This is a genomic window from Salipiger sp. H15 (assembly GCF_040409955.1).
Taxonomy (GTDB): domain Bacteria; phylum Pseudomonadota; class Alphaproteobacteria; order Rhodobacterales; family Rhodobacteraceae; genus Salipiger.
This window is the reverse complement of record NZ_CP123389.1, coordinates 178,200-194,920: the sequence shown is the minus strand read 5'-3', so window position 1 is coordinate 194,920 and position 16,721 is coordinate 178,200. Positions and strand designations below refer to the sequence as shown.

The 16,721-nt window shown below is 70.9% G+C and carries 14 protein-coding genes and 1 pseudogene; 11 read left to right on the top strand and 4 right to left on the bottom strand.

Annotated features, from left to right (window positions below; all coding sequences use genetic code 11):
- Positions 1-26 precede the first annotated feature (26 nt).
- Complete coding sequence (locus tag PVT71_RS28250) at positions 27-1,601, bottom strand: ABC transporter substrate-binding protein (protein WP_353476677.1); 1,575 nt, start codon at positions 1,599-1,601, stop codon at positions 27-29.
- A gap of 204 nt (positions 1,602-1,805) precedes the next feature.
- Positions 1,806-2,519: a rhodanese-like domain-containing protein gene (locus PVT71_RS28245; RefSeq protein ID WP_353476710.1), complete on the bottom strand. Its 714-nt coding sequence runs from the start codon at positions 2,517-2,519 to the stop codon at positions 1,806-1,808.
- Between the two features lie 14 nt (positions 2,520-2,533).
- On the opposite strand from PVT71_RS28245, the gene PVT71_RS28240 reads away from it, so the two are divergent.
- The 7 genes and pseudogenes from PVT71_RS28240 (at position 2,534) to PVT71_RS28210 (ending at position 9,250) form a co-directional block, all read left to right on the top strand.
- Complete coding sequence (locus PVT71_RS28240) at positions 2,534-2,821, top strand: hypothetical protein (protein ID WP_353476676.1); 288 nt, start codon at positions 2,534-2,536, stop codon at positions 2,819-2,821.
- Positions 2,782-4,354 (top strand): annotated as a pseudogene (locus tag PVT71_RS28235) (aspartate/glutamate racemase family protein); the annotation flags it as partial. The gene PVT71_RS28240 and the pseudogene PVT71_RS28235, both read left to right, overlap by 40 nt.
- A gap of 1 nt (position 4,355) precedes the next feature.
- The gene (locus tag PVT71_RS28230; protein ID WP_353476675.1) at positions 4,356-5,732 is read left to right on the top strand and encodes a dihydroorotase family protein; all 1,377 of its coding nucleotides are present in this window, start codon (positions 4,356-4,358) and stop codon (positions 5,730-5,732) included.
- Positions 5,729-6,655 (top strand): dihydrodipicolinate synthase family protein, encoded by a 927-nt coding sequence (locus PVT71_RS28225; protein WP_353476674.1) that lies wholly within the window; start codon positions 5,729-5,731, stop codon positions 6,653-6,655. Before PVT71_RS28230 ends, PVT71_RS28225 begins: the two co-directional genes overlap by 4 nt.
- Positions 6,655-7,401, top strand: a complete 747-nt coding sequence (locus PVT71_RS28220; RefSeq protein ID WP_353476673.1) for an SDR family oxidoreductase — start codon at positions 6,655-6,657, stop codon at positions 7,399-7,401. The genes PVT71_RS28225 and PVT71_RS28220 overlap by 1 nt, the downstream gene beginning before the upstream one ends.
- Positions 7,401-8,555, top strand: a complete 1,155-nt coding sequence (locus PVT71_RS28215; RefSeq protein WP_353476672.1) for a PatB family C-S lyase — start codon at positions 7,401-7,403, stop codon at positions 8,553-8,555. Before PVT71_RS28220 ends, PVT71_RS28215 begins: the two co-directional genes overlap by 1 nt.
- Entirely contained in the window at positions 8,552-9,250 is a 699-nt protein-coding gene (locus PVT71_RS28210) for a GntR family transcriptional regulator (protein WP_353476671.1), read from the top strand. Before PVT71_RS28215 ends, PVT71_RS28210 begins: the two co-directional genes overlap by 4 nt.
- Before the next feature lie 8 nt (positions 9,251-9,258).
- Here the strand turns inward: PVT71_RS28210 and PVT71_RS28205 are convergent, their stop codons facing one another.
- Together PVT71_RS28205 and PVT71_RS28200 are read right to left on the bottom strand one after the other, a co-directional pair.
- Positions 9,259-10,599, bottom strand: coding sequence for a sigma-54 dependent transcriptional regulator (locus tag PVT71_RS28205; protein ID WP_353476670.1), 1,341 nt, complete (start codon positions 10,597-10,599; stop codon positions 9,259-9,261).
- The gene (locus PVT71_RS28200) at positions 10,596-12,257 is read right to left on the bottom strand and encodes an ATP-binding protein (RefSeq protein ID WP_353476669.1); all 1,662 of its coding nucleotides are present in this window, start codon (positions 12,255-12,257) and stop codon (positions 10,596-10,598) included. Before PVT71_RS28200 ends, PVT71_RS28205 begins: the two co-directional genes overlap by 4 nt.
- A 189-nt stretch (positions 12,258-12,446) precedes the next feature.
- On the opposite strand from PVT71_RS28200, the gene PVT71_RS28195 reads away from it, so the two are divergent.
- From PVT71_RS28195 to PVT71_RS28180, 4 genes are all read left to right on the top strand, one after another.
- Entirely contained in the window at positions 12,447-13,784 is a 1,338-nt protein-coding gene (locus tag PVT71_RS28195; RefSeq protein WP_353476668.1) for a dicarboxylate/amino acid:cation symporter, read from the top strand.
- 111 nt (positions 13,785-13,895) lie between these two features.
- Positions 13,896-14,132 (top strand): hypothetical protein, encoded by a 237-nt coding sequence (locus PVT71_RS28190; RefSeq protein ID WP_353476667.1) that lies wholly within the window; start codon positions 13,896-13,898, stop codon positions 14,130-14,132.
- A gap of 262 nt (positions 14,133-14,394) precedes the next feature.
- Positions 14,395-15,417 carry a TerC family protein gene (locus PVT71_RS28185; protein ID WP_353476666.1) on the top strand — a complete coding sequence of 341 codons (1,023 nt, stop codon included), beginning with the start codon at positions 14,395-14,397 and terminating at the stop codon, positions 15,415-15,417.
- 6 nt (positions 15,418-15,423) lie between these two features.
- Complete coding sequence (locus tag PVT71_RS28180) at positions 15,424-16,701, top strand: hemolysin family protein (RefSeq protein ID WP_353476665.1); 1,278 nt, start codon at positions 15,424-15,426, stop codon at positions 16,699-16,701.
- Positions 16,702-16,721 lie beyond the last annotated feature (20 nt).

The following is a 16,721-nucleotide window of genomic DNA, read 5'->3' as shown; positions in this document are numbered from 1 at the left end:
GTGCCAGTGTCAGCAGGGGGCGAAGATCAGTTCTTCGACACGCTCCAGTACTCGTTGAGCGGCGGCGCGCTGTTGACCACCAGGCCATCGACGTTCGAACGGGCGAAGACGATCAGCTTGGGGCTGAAGAGGTAGGCACCCGGCACCTCTGCCACGATCTCCTTCTGGATCTCGGAGTAGAGCGCCTTGCGCTTGTCCATGTCGGCCTCTCCCTGCGCCGCGAGGATCTTGGCGTCGAGCTCGGCGTTCTCCGGCATGCGGAAGGTCATTGCGCTGTCCTTCAGCGACGACAGGTAGCCGATGGTCACATGCGCGTCGGGGTCGTTGTACCAGGGCTGGCGGCCGTCGAGCGCCATCTGCCATTCGCCCGCCACGTGCAGCGCGCGGTAGGAGGGGAACTCGGTCTGCGCGATCTCGACGTTGACGCCGATCTCGGCGAGGTTGGCCTGCACGAAGGTCGCCACCGCGCCCCAGAGCGCGCCCTGGAAGCTGTAGAGCTTGACCGACAGATCCGCCGGATCGACGCCGGCCTCCTCGAGCAGCGCCTTGGCGCCCTCGGGATCGTACTGCGGCGCGAGATCCTTCACCGCCGGATCGAAGGCCCAGCTGTTCGAGGTGAGCGGGCCGTAGACGCGCTCGGCGGTGCCGTCGAAGACGCCCGAGAGCAGCCCGTCATAGTCGATCGCCATGGCGATGGCGCGGCGCACGCGCACGTCGGCAAAGGGCCCCTCGGTCAGCGAGTTGTTGAACTCGAGCTGGCGGATGATCTGCGACGGGCTCTCGAGGATCTGGATGTCGGGGTTGCCGGCGAAGGCCGCCATCTCCTCGGAGGGCACGGCGGAAAGCTGGCCCGCCTGCTGGATGATGTCGACGCCGCCATTCTCCAGCTCGAGGCGCCGGGTCGAGGCCTCGGGGATGACCGTGTAGATCAGCCGCTCGAGCTTCGGCGCGCCGCGGAAGTAGTCGGGGTTGGCGTCGAGCACCACGCGGGTGTCGGCCTGGTAGGCGCGGAACTTGAACGGGCCGGTGCCGACCGGGTTGGTGGCGAACTCGTCGCCGAACTTCTCGACCGCCGCCGGGCTCACGATGGCCGACTGCGGCTGCGCGAGGATCGACAGGAAGGCGGGATAGGGACGCGACAGGGTGAACACCACCTCGGTCTCGGACGGGGTCTCGATGCTCTCGATCAGGCCCAGCGTTGCCTCGACATAGGGGTTCATCCCGGCGGTGCGCTCAATCGAGAACTTCACCGCCTCGGCGTTGAACGGCGTGCCGTCATGGAAGGTGACGCCGTCGCGCAGGGTGAAGTCGAAGGTCTTTCCGTCCTCGGAGACGGTCCAGTCGGTAGCAAGGCGCCCCTCGAGCTCCGCGAAGTCCGGCGCCTTCCAGGCGACCAGCGTGTCGAAGACGTTGAGGATGATCTCCGAGCCGATCGGCTCGGCCTTGTTGATCCCCGGCTCGAGCCCGACCGCGTCCGAGGGGACCGCGATCACCAGCGTCGAGGCTTCCTGCGCCGCCGCCTTCTGGGCGGTGAGCGGCACCGTCCCCAGCGCCAGCGCCGCGCCGGAGAGGACCCCGAACAATCTGCGCGTCAGTTTCATCTTTCGCTCCTGTGTTGGATCGGGCCGCGGCCCTTGTTGCGCGACCGAGTCGCGGGTTGCCGTCGGACTTTGGGCCTCGTGATATATCTCGTGCAATATTTGTTTTGAGACAGAGCGCCGATTCCACGCATTTTCCGTCCCCCGGATCCGCGTCCTGCCCAAGGATTGGGCATCCGCGTCAACCGGCGCGGAAATTGTCGCCCGTCAGGGGAACGGCCCCCGCCGCACCGGATGGTCGGGGTCGGCGACATATTGCGACCAGGAGCCCGGGTACATCGCCGCCTCGACCCCGATCGAGGCGAGGGCGAGCACCGTCACCGCCGCCGACATGCCCGCCCCGCAGTAGACCCCGACCGGCCTCTCGCCGGTCACGCCGAGCCCGCGGTACATCTCGGCCAGCGTGGCGCCGTTGGTGAGCGGGCCCTCGTCGGTGAAGTTGTCGGGTGCCGGGGCGCTCAGCGCGCCGGGGATATGGCCGCGCCCGGGATCGCCACCCTCCTGCGGGCCGCCGATGTAGTTGGGCCGGATTCGCGCGTCGAGCAACACGCCCTCGGACGCCAGCGCCATCGCGGCGGCGGCATCGAGTTCCGGCATATGACCGGGTGCGAGGATCACGTCAGACACCTTGTTTTCATGGGCGTAACCCGCTGTTTCGAACCCCGCCTTCACCCAGGCATCAAGCCCGCCATCAAGCACCCGCACGTCGGGAAGGCCCGCCCATCGAAGCACCCACCAGGCCCGCGCGGCAGTCATCGCGCGCTCGGCATCATAAAGTACCACGGTCCGATCCGTCGTGATCCCCCAGCGCCGCGCCGCCGCCTGCAGCGCCTCGATCCGCGGCAGCGGACGCTGGCCAAGCTCGGGCGCGGCGGGGGCGGCGAAATCGGTATAGGCCTCGGCATCCACGGCCCCCGGGATCGAGCGCGCCGCCGATGACCTCGCTCAACCCGGTGCACAACCGCTCGGCCGCACGCAGCTCGGTCGAGGCGCTGCGCGCCGCCGCGGCAGACCCTGCCGTGGAGCGCCGCAAGAGCGTCACCGCGCTTTCGGTCATGGGGCTGCTGCCCGAGGGGCTCGCCCGCGCCAGTGGCTCGGTCCAGTTCGAGGGCAAGGAGCTGCTGGACCTGCCCGAACGTCAGATGGAGCGGATCCGCGGCAACGACATCGCGATGATCTTCCATACCCGCACGAGATGTCGGGCGGCATGCTGCAGCGGGTGATGATCGCCACCGCCCTCGCCTGCGCGCCGCGCCTGCTCATCGCCGACGAGCCGACCACCGCGCTCGACGTGACCATCCAGGCGCAGATCCTCGCGCTGATGGACCGGCTCAAGCGCGAGACCGGCACCTCGGTGATGTTCATCACCCACGACATGGGCGTGGTGGCCGAGATCGCCGAGCGCACCGTGGTCATGTACCGCTCGAAGCTGCTCGAGGAAGGCGCGACCGAGCAGGTCTTCGCCGCCCCGCGCACCGAGTACACCCGCCGCCTGCTCGCCGCCGCGCCGCGGCTCGGCGAGATGCGCGGCAAGCCGCTGCCCGAGCCGATGCGCCTTCTGGGCCGCGAGCAGGACGAGATCATGCCGATCCCCGGCACCGACACGCCGCTGCTGCAGGTCGAGGGGCTGACCACGCGCTTCCCGGTGAAGGGCGGCTTCTTCCGCCAGACCGTGTCGAACGTGCATGCGGTCGAGGACGTGAGCTTCACCGTCAACAAGGGCCAGACGCTGAGCCTCGTCGGCGAATCCGGCTGCGGCAAGTCGACCTGCGGGCGCTCGATCCTGCGCCTCGTCGAGCCGATCAAGGGCAGGGTGGTGCTCGACGGCGTCGACGTGATGGGGCTTGGGCCGAACATGCTGCGCGACGCGCGGCGCGAGATGCAGATGATCTTCCAGGACCCGTTCAGCTCGCTCAACCCGCGGATGCGCGTCGGCGAGGCCATCGCCGAGCCGATGGTGGTGCACGAGCCTGATGCTGCCAATTTCGGCTCGCACAAGGGGTCCGAGATGACCGACCGCGTGGCCGCGCTGCTCGACCGCGGTCGGCTCGCCGCGCGAGCCGCCATGCCGCTGGCCGCATGAATTCTCCGGCGGCCAGCGCCAGCGCATCTCGATCGCCCGCGCGCTCGGGCTGAAGCCGCGGCTGATCGTGGCGGACGAGAGCGTCTCGGCGCTCGACGTGACGATCAAGGCGCAGGTGGTGAACCTGATGATGGAGCTGCAGGCCGATCTCGGCCTCTCCTACCTCTTCATCAGCCACGACATGGCGGCCACCGCCGGGGCCGACGCCATCGTCATCGCCTGCTTCTCGGATCCCGGCGTCCCGCGCACCCGCGCCGCCCTTCCCGGCCGCCCGGTGATCGGCATCGCCGAGGCAGCCTACTACGCCGCGCTGCAACTCGGGCAGCGCTTCGGGGTGATCTCGCTCGGGCCCTCCTCCATCGCTCGCCACGCCGCACGGATCGAGGACCTCGGCCTGCTGTCCCGCCTCGCCGGCGACCGCGAGATCTCGATGACCGTCGCCGAGGGCAACCGCCCGGAAAGCCTGCCGAAGATCCGCGCCACCGCCGAGGCGCTGCGCGACCGCGACGGCGCCGAGGTGATCATCCTCGGCTGCGCCGGAATGGGCCTGCACCGCGCCGCGCTGCAGGCCGCGATCAGCCTGCCGGTGATCGACCCGGTGCAGGCTGCCGTCGCCGCCGCGGTGACGGCGCTGGACCTCGACTACCACGCATTCGCAAAGACCGGAGCCTGACATGGACCTTCTCCTTCGCGGCACGATCGTCACGCCCGGGGCCACGCTGGAAAACGGCTGGGTCGCGGTCGAGGGCGGCCGCATCATCGCCACCGGCCGGGGCGCGGACGCCCCCGCCGCAGCGAAGACCATCGACCATGGCGCGGCGCTGATCCTGCCCGGCGTGGTCGACGGCCAGACCCATGCCACCAGCGCCAAGGGCATGGCGGGCATCGCCGAAACCACCCGCGGCGCGCTGGCGGGCGGGGTGACCACGCTCGTCGACATGCCCTATGACAACCCGCTGCCGCTCGACCGGCCCGAGCGCCTCGCCGAGAAGACCGCCGCAATCGCCGAGCACGCCCATGCCGACATGGCGCTCTACGGCACCGCCACGCGCGAGACCGGCACCGCCGAGATGCGCGCGCTGATCGAGGGCGGCGTCTGCGCCTTCAAGATCTCCTCCTTCGAAAGCAGCCCGACCCGCTTCCCGCGCATCGGCGCCGATCTCATGCTCGACATGATGGAGGTGCTGGCCGAGACGGACGTGCCGCTCGGCCTGCACAACGAGGACCAGGAGATCGTCCGCGCCCGCATGGCCGAGGCCCGCGCCGCCGGGCGTGACGGCATCGAGGCCCATGCCGAGGCGCGCCCCATGGCCGCCGAGCTTGCCGCCACCGCGCAGTTCCTCGCGCTGGCGCAGGCGAGCGGCGCCCATGCCCACCCGGTGCACCTCACCGGGGCCGAGGGGTTCGCACAGGTCGCCGCCTTCGCCGGGCTCGGCGCCCGCGCCACCGGCGAGACCTGCGTGCACTACCTCTGCCTCGATGCCGCCGAAGACGGTGAACGGCTCGGCGCGCGGATGAAGGTCAACCCGCCGATCCGCGCCGGGCGGGTCGAGGGGCTCTGGCAGGCGATCGAGACGGGTCAGGTCGCCTTCACCTCCTCGGACCACTCGAGCTGGCCGATCGACAACAAGCTGACCGCCTCGATCTTCGACGCGGGCGCCGGCGTGCCGGGGCTGCAGACCCTGCTGCCGCTCTTCTACACCCTTGCCGAGGCGCGCGGGCTCGACGCCGCGCGGCTCGCCGCCGAGCAGCTCTGCGCCCGCCCGGCGCGCTTCTTCGGCCTCGACGGCAAGGGCGCCATCACCCCGGGCCGGGACGCGGATTTCGCCGTGCTAGAGCAGGGCGCCTTCGTCTACGACGAGGCCGGCGCGCTCGACGGGCTGAAATGGTCCCCCTTCCACGGCGACACGTTCAGCGTGCGCGTCGCCGCCACCTACCTGCGCGGCGCCCCGGTCTGGGACGGCGCGGACATTCTCAACACCCCCGGCAGCGGCCGCTACGTCGCGCGGGGCGCGACCGGCTGGTTCGCCGATCAAGGACACGTCCAATGACCCTGCTCACCTCCGACGCCCGCGGCGTCTACGTCATCTCCGTCACGCCCTTCACCGAGACCGGTGCGATCGACTGGGACAGCCTCGACCGGGTGACCGATTTCTACTTCGAAAAGGGCGCCGACGGGCTCACCATCCTCGGCATGATGGGCGAGGCGCCGAAGCTGACGCAGGCCGAGAGCCGCGCCGTCGCCGAGCGGGTGATCCGGCGCGCCGCCGGCAAGCCCGTGGTGGTCGGCGTCTCGGCCCCCGGCCTCGCCGCCATCGGCGAGCTTGGCCGCGCCGTGATGGACATGGGCGCGGCGGGCTGCATGGTCACGACGCCCGGCTCGCTGAAGACCGACCCGCAGATCCACGCCTATTTCGGCCAGGTCGCCCGCACGCTCGGGGACGACGTGCCGATCGTGCTGCAGGATTTCCCGCTGGCCACCGGCGTGCAGATTTCGGACGAGGTGCTGGGCCGGATCATCGACGACGTGCCGCAGGTCGTCATGCTCAAGCACGAGGACTGGCCGGGCCTCGCCAAGATCACGAAACTCCGCCAGGCCGAGGCCGAGGGCCGCCGCCGCATCTCGATCCTCTGCGGCAACGGCGGGGTGTTCCTGCCCGAGGAAATGGCCCGCGGCGCCGACGGCGCGATGACCGGCTTCGGCTTTCCCGAGATGCTGGCGGAGGTTGTGCGCCTCGCCGGCGCGGGCGATATGGACCGGGCGCAGGACATCTTCGACGCCTACCTGCCGCTCGTGCGCTACGAGCAGCAGCCGGGCGCGGGGCTGGCGGTGCGCAAATACGTGCTGGCGAAACGCGGCGCCATCGGCTCGGCGGCGCTGCGCGCGCCGGGCGCGGGGCTCGCGCCCGCGGCCATCGCCGAGGTCGAGCGCCTGCTCGCCCGGCAGGAGAAACGGTTGAAGGAGCTGAACTGATGGATCTGGGACTGAAGGGCAGGACCGCGCTGGTGCTCGGCGCGAGCCGCGGGCTCGGTGCCGCGAGCGCGGCGCTGCTGGCCGCCGAGGGCGCACATGTGATCGCCGCCTCGCGCAGCGGCGCGGCCCCGGCGGAGGGCATGGAGGGTCTGGCGCTCGATCTTTCCGACGCGGGCGCGGTCGCGGCGCTGATCGCGCGGCTCGCCGAGCAGCTCGACATCCTGGTCAACAACTGCGGCGGCCCCGCCGCGGGCCCCGCCAAGGGCCAGAGCACGGCGGCTTGGGCCGCGGCCTTCGAGGCCATGGCCACGCCGATCTTCGCGATCACCGACGCGGCGCTGCCCGGCATGATCGCGCAGGGCTGGGGCCGGGTGGTCACCATCGGCTCGTCGGGCATCGTGCAGCCGATCCCGAACCTCGCGCTCTCGAACGGCGTGCGCGGCGCGGTGGCGGGCTGGTCGAAGACCCTCGCCGAGGAGGTCGCGCCGCATGGGGTGACGGTGAACATGGTGCTGCCGGGCCGGATTGCGACCGACCGGCTGGCGCAGCTCGACGGGATCAAGGCCGACAAGTCCGGCGCCTCGCTCGAGGCGGTGCAGGAGGCCAGCCGCAAGACCATCCCCGCGGGCCGCTACGGCACCCCAGAGGAGTTCGGCGCGGTGGTCACCTTCCTCTGCTCGGCGCAGGCGGCCTACGTCACCGGCTCGATGATCCGGGTCGATGGCGGGATGATCCGGGGGCTGTGATGACGACGCTGACAGCGCCGGACCGGCGCGGCACCGACAGCAACAAGTGGCGCCGCTACGATGCGGACGTGCTGCCGCTCTGGGTGGCCGACATGGATTTCGCCGCCGATCCGCGCATCGCCGAGGCGATCCGGGCGCGGCTCGACCATGGCGTGCTCGGCTACGGCCGGGCCACCGAGGCGCAGCGCGAGGTGCTGGTCCGGGCGATGCTGCGTGACCACGGCTGGCGGATCGAGCCCGAGTGGCTGGTCTTCCTGCCCGGGGTCGAGGGCGGGTTCAACATGGCGCTGTCGGCCTTCACCTCGCCCGGCGGCGGCTTGCTGGAGGAGCTTCCGGTCTATGCCCCGCTGCGCGCCGCGCCGGGGCACTGGGGCCTGACCCTCAACGAGATCTGGCAGCGCCCCGAGGATGGGCGCTGGACCAGCGACGCGGAGGAGATGGAAGCGGCCGCCCGCGCCTCGGACGCGCTGCTGCTGTGCAACCCGCAGAACCCCACCGGCCGGGTCTACACCCGCGCCGAGCTGGAATTCCGCACCGAGCTCTGCCTGCGCCACGACATGGTGCTGATCTCCGACGAGATCCATTGCGGGCTGGTGCTGGACGGGCGCCGCCACATCCCCGCCGCCTCGCTCTCGCCCGAGATCGCCGCGCGCTCGGTGACGCTGATGGCCGCCTCCAAGACCTGGAACGTGCCGGGGCTCAAGACCGCCTTTGCCATCGTTCCCGACGCCGCGATGCGCGCCCGCTTCGAGGGCGCGAAACGCGGCATGGTCGACAGCGTGAACGTGCTCGGCCTTGCCGGGATGAGCGCGGCCTACGAGAGCTGCGCGGACTGGCGCGACGCCGTCCGCGCGCGTCTTGAGGGCAACCGCGACCTGCTGGCCGCGCGCCTTCCCGGGCTGATCCCCGGTGCCCGGATGCTGCCCCCCGAGGCCGGGTTCCTCGCCTGGATCGACTTCCGCGCGCTCGGCCTGCCGGTCCCCGCGGCGGAGTTCTTCCTCGATCGCGCCCGGGTTGCCCTGAGCGGCGGCACGGACTTCGGGTCAGGTCTGGAAGGCTGGGCACGGCTCAACTACGGTTGCACGCCGGAGCTGCTGGACGAGGCACTGCAGCGCATGGCAGGGGCCGTACGGGACCACAGGGAGCAGGCATGACGAAAATGCAGAAACCCGCGAGCGAGCGCGGCAAGGCGGTCTCGCTCACCGATCAGGCCTATGCCCGGCTGCGCGAGGAGATCATCACCTGCGCGCTGCGCCCGGGCACCGACATCGGCGAGCAGGAGCTGGCGGCGCGGCTGTCGATGAGCAAGACGCCGGTGCGCGAGGCGCTGGCCCGGCTCACGCTCGAGGGGCTGGTCGAGGCCTTTCCCCGGCGCGGCTACCGGGTGACCCCGGTCACCGTGAAGGACATCACCGACATCTTCACCGTGCGCAAGGCGCTGGAGGCGGTGGCGGCGGAGCTGGCCGCGCTGCGCATGACCGACGAGGAGCTCGACGACCTCGAGACCCTGTCGCACCAGACCTACGGGCAGGACAAGAGCCTGCCGGTGCTCGAGTTCGTCGCCGCCAACAACCGCTTCCACGCCGCCATCGCCCTCGGCGCGCGGGTGCCGCGGCTGCACGCGCTGATCACCGGCTATCTCGAGGAATGCACGCGGCTCTTCCACATGGGCGCGACGATCCGCGACGTGACCCCCGAAACGCAGGAAGACCACAGCCGTATCGTCGCCGCGCTGCGCGCCCGCGACGGCGCCGCGGCGCGCGAGGCGATCAGCCTGCACACCGAGAACACCCGCCGCGGCCTGCTGAGCGCGCTCATCGCGGACGAGAATTCGCCGCTCGAACTCTGAGCCACCTCTCACGCGCCGCCCCGCGGGGCGCGGAAGTCGCCGCTGCGGATGCCGTGCCGCGCGAGCTTGTCGTAGAAGGTCTTGCGCGAGACCTGCAGCCGGGTCATCGCGGCGGTGGCATTGCCGCCCTCCTGCCGCAGCGCGTCGCGCAGCAGCGCGGCCTCGTAGCGGGAGATCATCTCGGAGAGCGAGGCGCCGCGCGTGCCCTCGGGCGCCGCGCCGAGCCCGAGGCAGAAGGCCTCGGCGAACTGCTCGAGTTCGCGCAGGTTGCCCGGCCAGTCATGCCCGTCGAGATGCGCCTGGTCGACCTCGGTCAGCGCCGGCACCCTCTGACCGTTGCGCTCTGTGGCGCGCTGCACGAAATGCCGGAACAGCAGCGGCACGTCCTCGCGGCGCGCCCGCAGCGGCGGCAGCGACAGGGTCAGCCCGCTCAGCCGGTAGTAGAGGTCGGCGCGGAACCTGCCCTCCGCGACCAGCGAGGCGAGATCGGCGCGGGTCGCGGCGATCACCCACAGGTCGACCGGCCGCGCATCGCTGGCCCCCAGCGGCCAGACCGTCCCCGTCTCGATCACCTCGAGCATCCGCGCCTGCATCTCCGGGGTCAGCGCCTCGATGCCGTTGAGGTAGAGCATCCCGCGCGAGGCACTCTCGATCCGGCCGTAACTGCGCAGGTGCGGGCCGCTGCCGCCGACCGAGCCGAGGTAGTCGGCGTCGAAGCGCTCGGGCGCGATGGCGGCGCAGCTGACCGCCACGAAGGGACGCGATCGGCGCGGGCTCATCGCGTGGATGTGCCGCGCGAGCCGTTCCTTGCCCACCCCCGCCTCGCCGGTGAAGAGCGCGTGCATCCCGGCACGGGCGATGTGCTCGGCGGTGGCACGCATGTGGCGGATGGCGGGGCTGCGGCCGATCAGCCCGTCCGGGGGCACGGCCTGATCGCGCTCGCGTCGCAGCTGGCGGTTCTCCAGCACCAGCCGCCGCGCCGCCAGCGCCCGGCGCAGCGTGGTCTCGAGCGTGGCGCGGCTGGCGGGCTTGGTCATGAAGTCGTAGGCCCCGTCGCGCAGCGCCTGCACCGCCATCTCGACATCGCCATGGCCGGTCAGCAGGATCACCGGCAGCTCGGGGTCGATCGCGCGGATGCGCGCGGCCAGTTCGATCCCGTCGATCCCCGGCATCCGTACATCCGACAGCACGACGCCGGGCCAGTCCGGCCCCAGCCCCTCGAGCGCGGCCAGCGGGTCGGCGTAGGGCTCGGCGGTGAAGCCCGCCATGGCAAGCCCCTGCGCGGTGGCGGCGAGCAGCGCGGCGTCGTCCTCGACCAGCCGCACGAGGTTGGGGGTGTCGTCGGTCATTCCGGCCTCCACTTGCGCAGCTCGATGCGGAAGCGTGCGCCCGGGCTCGCGGGATCGGGATCGCTCGCCAGCGTGCCGCCGAAGTCGCGCAGGATGCTCTGGCAGATCACCAGCCCCAGCCCCAGCCCGTCGGGCTTGGTCGTCTGGAACGGGGTGAAGGGCGCGCGGGCCACCTCGGGCGCCAGCCCCGGCCCGGTGTCGGCGATCCAGAGGCGGACGGTCCCCGGCCCCTCGTCGAGCGTCAGCGTGACGCGCCCGCCCGCGCGCCCGGCGAGCGCCTCCTGCGCGTTCTGGATGAGGTTCACCAGCACCTGCTCGAGCCGCACCGTCTCGGCCAGCACCCGCAGATCGGGGTCGATGGGATCGGCAATGATCTTGACGCCCGCGCTGGCGCGGCGGCTCGCGGCAAGGCGCAGCGAGGCCTGCCATGCCTCGGACAGCGACACCGGCCCGAGATCGCCGCGCGCCTTGCGGGAGAAGCCGCGCAGGTCCGAGGTGATGGTGCCGATCCGGTCCGACATGGCGACGATCTGGCGGAGGTTCGCGGCCAACTGCTCGCGCGCCTCGGGGTCGGCCGCGGTCACGAAGTCCTGCCCGTACTCGGCAAGCAGCCGGATGGTGGCGAGCGGCTGGTTCACCTCGTGGGCGACCCCGGCGGTGATCTGCCCCAGCGCGGCCAGCTTGTTGGCCTGCACCAGCGCCGCCTGCATCCCGGCCAGCTGCGCCTCGGCCTCCTCGCGCTCGGCGATCTGCTGCGAGAGCGCCTCGGTGCGCGCGGCCACGTCCCGCTCCAGCCGATCGCGGTAGCGCGTGGCCTCGGTCTGGCGGCGCCGGTAGCTGGCAAGCGCCGTCCCCGCCCCGGCGAGCGCCAGTGCCGCGAGCACCGCCGCGATGGCCGACTGCCGGTAGACCGGGCCCGGCGGCAACGACATCACCAGCGTCCAGTCCGAGCGCGGCACCGCTTCGGTCACGCTCCAGCCGCCGCTGTCCGGGGCGGGGCCGAAGCGCAGCGCCGGGTCCGAGGTCAGCGTCACCGTGCCCTCCGCGCCCAGCACGTAGCTCGGCCGCGCCGAGGCGCGCCAGTTCGCCTCGAGCGCGTCGAACTCCAGCTTCACCACCACCACGCCGAGCGGCGCCGCGACGCTGCCGATGCGGCGCGAGAGGTACAGCCCGGGCTGGTTGCTGACCGTGCCGAGCGCGTATTCCCGCCCCTCGCCGCGCGCCAGCGCCTGCTGCACGTAGGCGCGGTAGCCGTAGCTGCTGCCGACGAAGGAGGTGGGCTCGCGCCAGTTCGACGAGGAAGTCGCCATGCCCTCGGTGTCGGTCACGTAGATCACCGAGGCGCCGATGTCGGCGTTCAGCGCCTCGAGCCGGGCCGAGAGCGCCTCGGCCGCGGCGGCGGAGGGGGTGGCCTGCGCGTCGATGACCTGCGGGTCGCTGGCAAGCACCGCGCTCACCGCCTGCTGTCGCGACAGCTCCGAGGCGATGCCGAGCGCCCGGCTGCGGGCGTCGGTCGCGGCCTCCTCGCGGGCGGCGCCGAGCGCGATGCGGAACTCCCCGGCCCAGGCGAGCGCCACCAGCGCGGCGGCCAGGACCAGCGCGAGCAGGCGCGGCCAGCGGCTGGGGGTGGCCTTTCGAGAAGGGAGAGTCGCGGTCACGTCGGGTCCGAAAGCTGTTTCCTTTTCCGGACTACCGCAAAAACGACTGTATGGAAACCGAAACACTTGGCAAGGCAGGCCCGGGGAAATACCGCGGTATACCGAGCACTTACCCAGCCAGCGCCGAAATTGGTACACCAGATGCCCGCTTCATATGCTTGTCACGTTCTCAAGCATGCGGAGGAGTAGATGCAGTTCGAGACCGGCGGGACCACCGCCCATCCCCACATTCCCTTCTATCGCCACCTCTACTTTCAGGTGCTGGTCGCGATCACCCTCGGCGCGCTGCTGGGGCATTTCTACCCCGAGACCGGCGAGGCGATGAAGCCGCTCGGCGACGGGTTCATCAAGCTGGTGAAGATGATCATCGCCCCGGTGATCTTCCTGACCATCGTGACCGGCCTCTCGGGCATGGGCTCGCTGAAACACGTCGGCTCGGTCGCGGCCAAGGCCTTCGGCTACTTCCTGTTCTTCTCGACGCTGGCGCTGGTCGTCGGGCTGATCGTCGCCAACGTGATCCAGCCGGGCGCGGGGATGAACATCGACCCCGCCTCGCTCGACGCCTCGGCGGTCGAGGGCTACGCCTCGAAGGCGCATGACACCACGATCACCGGCTTCCTGCTCGGCATCATCCCGGACACGCTCCTCTCGGCCTTCACCGACGGCAACATCCTGCAGGTGCTGTTCATCGCCATCCTCTTCGGCGTGAGCTGCATCCTCGTCGGCGATCACGCCGCCCCGGTGGTGAGCTTCTGCGAGAAGGCCTCGATCATCATGTTCCGCATGGTGTCGGTGCTGATGAAGGTCGCACCGGTGGGGGCCTTCGGCGCCTTCGCCTTCACCATCGGCAAGTACGGCATCGGCTCGATCGCCAACCTCGCCATGCTGGTCGGCACCTTCTACCTCACCGCCGCGATCTTCGTGATCGGCGTGCTGGGGCTGGTGGCGCGGGCCTGCGGCTTCTCGATCTTCAAGCTGATCGGCTATCTCAAGGCCGAGATCCTGCTGGTGCTCGGCACCTCCTCGTCGGAATCGGCCCTGCCGGCGCTGATGGAGAAGATGGAGCGCGCGGGCTGCGCCCGTCCGGTGGTCGGCCTCGTCGTGCCCACGGGCTATTCGTTCAACCTCGACGGCACCAACATCTACATGACGCTGGCGGCGCTCTTCATCGCGCAGTCGATGAACATCGACATCTCGCTCGGCGACCAGATCCTGCTGCTCTTGGTGGCGATGCTCTCGTCGAAGGGTGCGGCCGGGGTGACCGGCGCGGGCTTCATCACGCTGGCGGCAACCCTCTCGGTGGTGCCGACGGTGCCGGTGGCGGGCATGGCGCTGATCCTCGGCGTCGACCGCTTCATGTCGGAATGCCGCTCGATCACCAACTTCATCGGCAATGCCGTGGCGACCATCGTGGTCAGCCGCTGGGAAGGCCAGCTCGACCACGACAAGCTCGAGAAGGCGCTGAACGGCGAGCTGCCCCCAGCGCGGCGCGACGAGCGGATCGACGGGGCCGAAGCGCGCGCCTGACCCGGCTTCCCCGCTGCGACCTTACGAGACCGGGGCCTTCGGGTCCCGGTTTCGCGTGCCGCCCCCTGCGCGGCGCACCACCGAAACCCTCCAGGAATCCCGGACCCTCCAATGAAGGACGCGGACGCGCGCGGCCACGAGATGCGCCATCCGAGCGGCCGGACCTCCGGCCGCCTGCACGTCACCGCCCGCGAGGAACCGCCGCGCCACCCCCGCCACGCTGCCGGGGCGGATACCCACCCGCGCGCGCAGAAGACGGGCGCGCCGCATCCGCGCGTGGCGCGCGAGAACAGCCCCCATCCGCGGCAGACCGCGGGGCCGCACCCCCGCCACGGGCCGCGCCAGTGACACCTCGGCAAGCCCTTGCGCGGCGTCCGGCTGGATGCGCCGGATCCCGCCGAAACGGCAAGGACGCACCTGCGTGAATGCATCGCTCCCCTCCTTGCGCAGTGCCCCGGTCATCCCCACCTCGATCACGGCGGGCCGGGCCCCTCTGACGCGCGCGAGAGCGCTCGTGATGTCGGACCGCATCGGCTGTGCTCGATGTCGTGCCCGGATCGTCAAACATCCCCCGCAGACCTCGAGACGTGATGCTTCAACGAGGTCCGTCTTGGATATCCTTCTCACCCTGTTTCTCGGGCAGCCGCTGTGGATGTGGCTGACCTTCCTGTCGATCATGCTCGCCCTGCTGGTCTTCGACCTCGGCGTGCTGAACCGCGAGGATCACGTGATAGGCGTCGCCGAGAGCCTGAAGACCTCGGCGCTCTACATCTCACTCGGCGTCGCCTTCGCGGGCTTCGTCTGGTGGCAGATGGGCACCGAGCCCGCGGCGCAGTACCTGACCGCCTTCGTCGTCGAGAAGACGCTGGCGCTCGACAACATCTTCGTCATCGCGCTGATCTTCGGCTTCTTCGCCATCCCCGCCGCCTACCAGCACCGGGTGCTGTTCTGGGGCATCCTCGGGGTGATCGTGCTGCGCGGCATCATGATCGGCCTCGGCGCGACGCTGGTCGAGCAGTACCACTGGGTGCTCTACGTCTTCGCCGGCTTCCTGATCCTCACCGGGGTCAAGATGCTCTGCGCCGGCGGCGCGGAGGAAGAGCCCGACCTCGCCACCAACCCCGTGGTCAGGTTCCTCAAGCGCAGGCTGCGCGTCACCGACGAGATCCACGGCCACGGCTTCACCGTGAAGCAGACCGATCCCGCCACCGGCAGGACCCTGCGCTACGCCACGCCGCTGCTGCTGGCGCTGATCGTGATCGAGATCGCCGACCTCGTCTTCGCCGTGGACTCGGTGCCGGCGGTCTTCACCATCACCACCGATCCCTACATCGTCTACACCTCGAACATCTTCGCGATCCTCGGGCTGCGGGCGCTCTACTTCGCGCTCTCGGCGATCCTGCGGCGCTTTGCCTACCTGAAGTACGCGCTGTCGGTGCTGCTGGTGTTCATCGGCTCCAAGGTCTTCATCGCCGACCTGATGGGCTGGGAAAAATTCCCGCCGGTCTGGTCTCTTGGCATCACCTTCGCCATCCTGACCGCGGGGGTCGCCTACTCGCTCTGGAAGACCCGCGGCGACGCCGGATCCCCGCCGCCTTCCCCTGAAACCGACACAGCCAGTGAGACCCGATAAACTCCGATGACCCTCGAGATTGCCATCGTCCTTGCCCTCATCCTCGTCAACGGCCTGCTCGCCATGTCCGAGCTTGCCATCGTCTCGGCCCGGCCCGCGCGGCTGAAGGTCATGGCCGAGGAGGGGCGCAGCGGCGCCGCCACCGCGCTGCGCCTTGCCGAGGATCCGGGCCGCTTCCTGTCCTCGGTGCAGATCGGCATCACGCTGGTCGGCGTGCTCTCGGGCGCCTTCTCCGGCGCCACGCTCGGCACCCGGCTGGCGGCGGCGCTCGGCGACTCGGGCCTCTCGCCCGCGGCGGCGCAGTCGCTCGGCGTCGGCGGAGTGGTAGTGGTCATCACCTACCTGTCGCTGATCGTCGGCGAGCTGGTCCCCAAGCAGATCGCCCTGCGCGCGCCCGAGGCCGTGGCGACGCGCGTCGCGCCGCTGATGCGCGGCATCGCGCTTGTCGCCGCGCCGCTGGTCTGGCTGCTCGACCGATCCGGCAAGGCGGTGCTCGCCCTGCTCGGCCAGTCCGGCGACCGCGGCTCCGACGTCAGCGACGCCGAGGTGCGGCAGGTGCTCACCGAGGCGCGCAGCGCCGGGGTGCTGGAACATGCCGAGACGCAGATGATCGCCGGGGTCATGCGCGTCGCCGACCGCGCCGCGCGCGACCTGATGACCCCGCGCCACGAGGTCGCGCTGCTCGACCTGACTGACCCGCCCGCGCAGCTTCTTGCCCAGCTGCGCGACAGCCGCCTCACCCGGATGCCGGTGCGCGACGGGGCCGAGGGCGAGGTGATCGGCGTGCTTGCCGCGCATGACCTGCTGAGCCCAGATGGCACGCTCCTCGACCCGCGCGCGCGCCTGCTCGAGGCGCCGGTGGTGCGCGACGGCATGCCCGCGCTCGACCTCATCGAGACGCTGCGCGGCGCGCCCGCCCACATGGTGCTGGTCTACGACGAATACGGCCATTTCGAGGGGATCGTCACGCCGATGAACATCCTCGAGGCCATCGCCGGGGACTTCGGCGGCGACGCGCACGAGGCGGAGGAGCTGGTCACCCGCGCCGACGGCTCGATGCTGGTGGCGGGCGCGATGCCGGTGGACGAGTTCGCCGACCATCTTGGCGTCACGCTGGCGCCGGGCCGCGGCTATTCCACCGTCGCCGGGCTGGTGCTCGACGAGATGGGACGCCTGCCGCAGGTCGGCGAGGTGCTGGAGTGGCGCGCCTGGCGGATCGAGGTCGTCGACCTCGACGGCCGCCGCATCGACAAGCTGCTGGTCAGCCGCGAGGAGGCGCCCTAGGCCCCAGCACCCGATATCCG

Coding starts and splice junctions, on each gene's coding strand:
- PVT71_RS28250 (WP_353476677.1), bottom strand. CDS start 1,601: ATGAAACTGACGCGCAGATTGTTCGGGGTCCTCTCCGGCGCGGCGCTG.
- PVT71_RS28240 (WP_353476676.1), top strand. CDS start 2,534: ATGACCTCGCTCAACCCGGTGCACAACCGCTCGGCCGCACGCAGCTCG.
- PVT71_RS28230 (WP_353476675.1), top strand. CDS start 4,356: ATGGACCTTCTCCTTCGCGGCACGATCGTCACGCCCGGGGCCACGCTG.
- PVT71_RS28225 (WP_353476674.1), top strand. CDS start 5,729: ATGACCCTGCTCACCTCCGACGCCCGCGGCGTCTACGTCATCTCCGTC.
- PVT71_RS28220 (WP_353476673.1), top strand. CDS start 6,655: ATGGATCTGGGACTGAAGGGCAGGACCGCGCTGGTGCTCGGCGCGAGC.
- PVT71_RS28215 (WP_353476672.1), top strand. CDS start 7,401: ATGACGACGCTGACAGCGCCGGACCGGCGCGGCACCGACAGCAACAAG.
- PVT71_RS28210 (WP_353476671.1), top strand. CDS start 8,552: ATGACGAAAATGCAGAAACCCGCGAGCGAGCGCGGCAAGGCGGTCTCG.
- PVT71_RS28205 (WP_353476670.1), bottom strand. CDS start 10,599: ATGACCGACGACACCCCCAACCTCGTGCGGCTGGTCGAGGACGACGCC.
- PVT71_RS28195 (WP_353476668.1), top strand. CDS start 12,447: ATGCAGTTCGAGACCGGCGGGACCACCGCCCATCCCCACATTCCCTTC.
- PVT71_RS28190 (WP_353476667.1), top strand. CDS start 13,896: ATGAAGGACGCGGACGCGCGCGGCCACGAGATGCGCCATCCGAGCGGC.
- PVT71_RS28180 (WP_353476665.1), top strand. CDS start 15,424: ATGACCCTCGAGATTGCCATCGTCCTTGCCCTCATCCTCGTCAACGGC.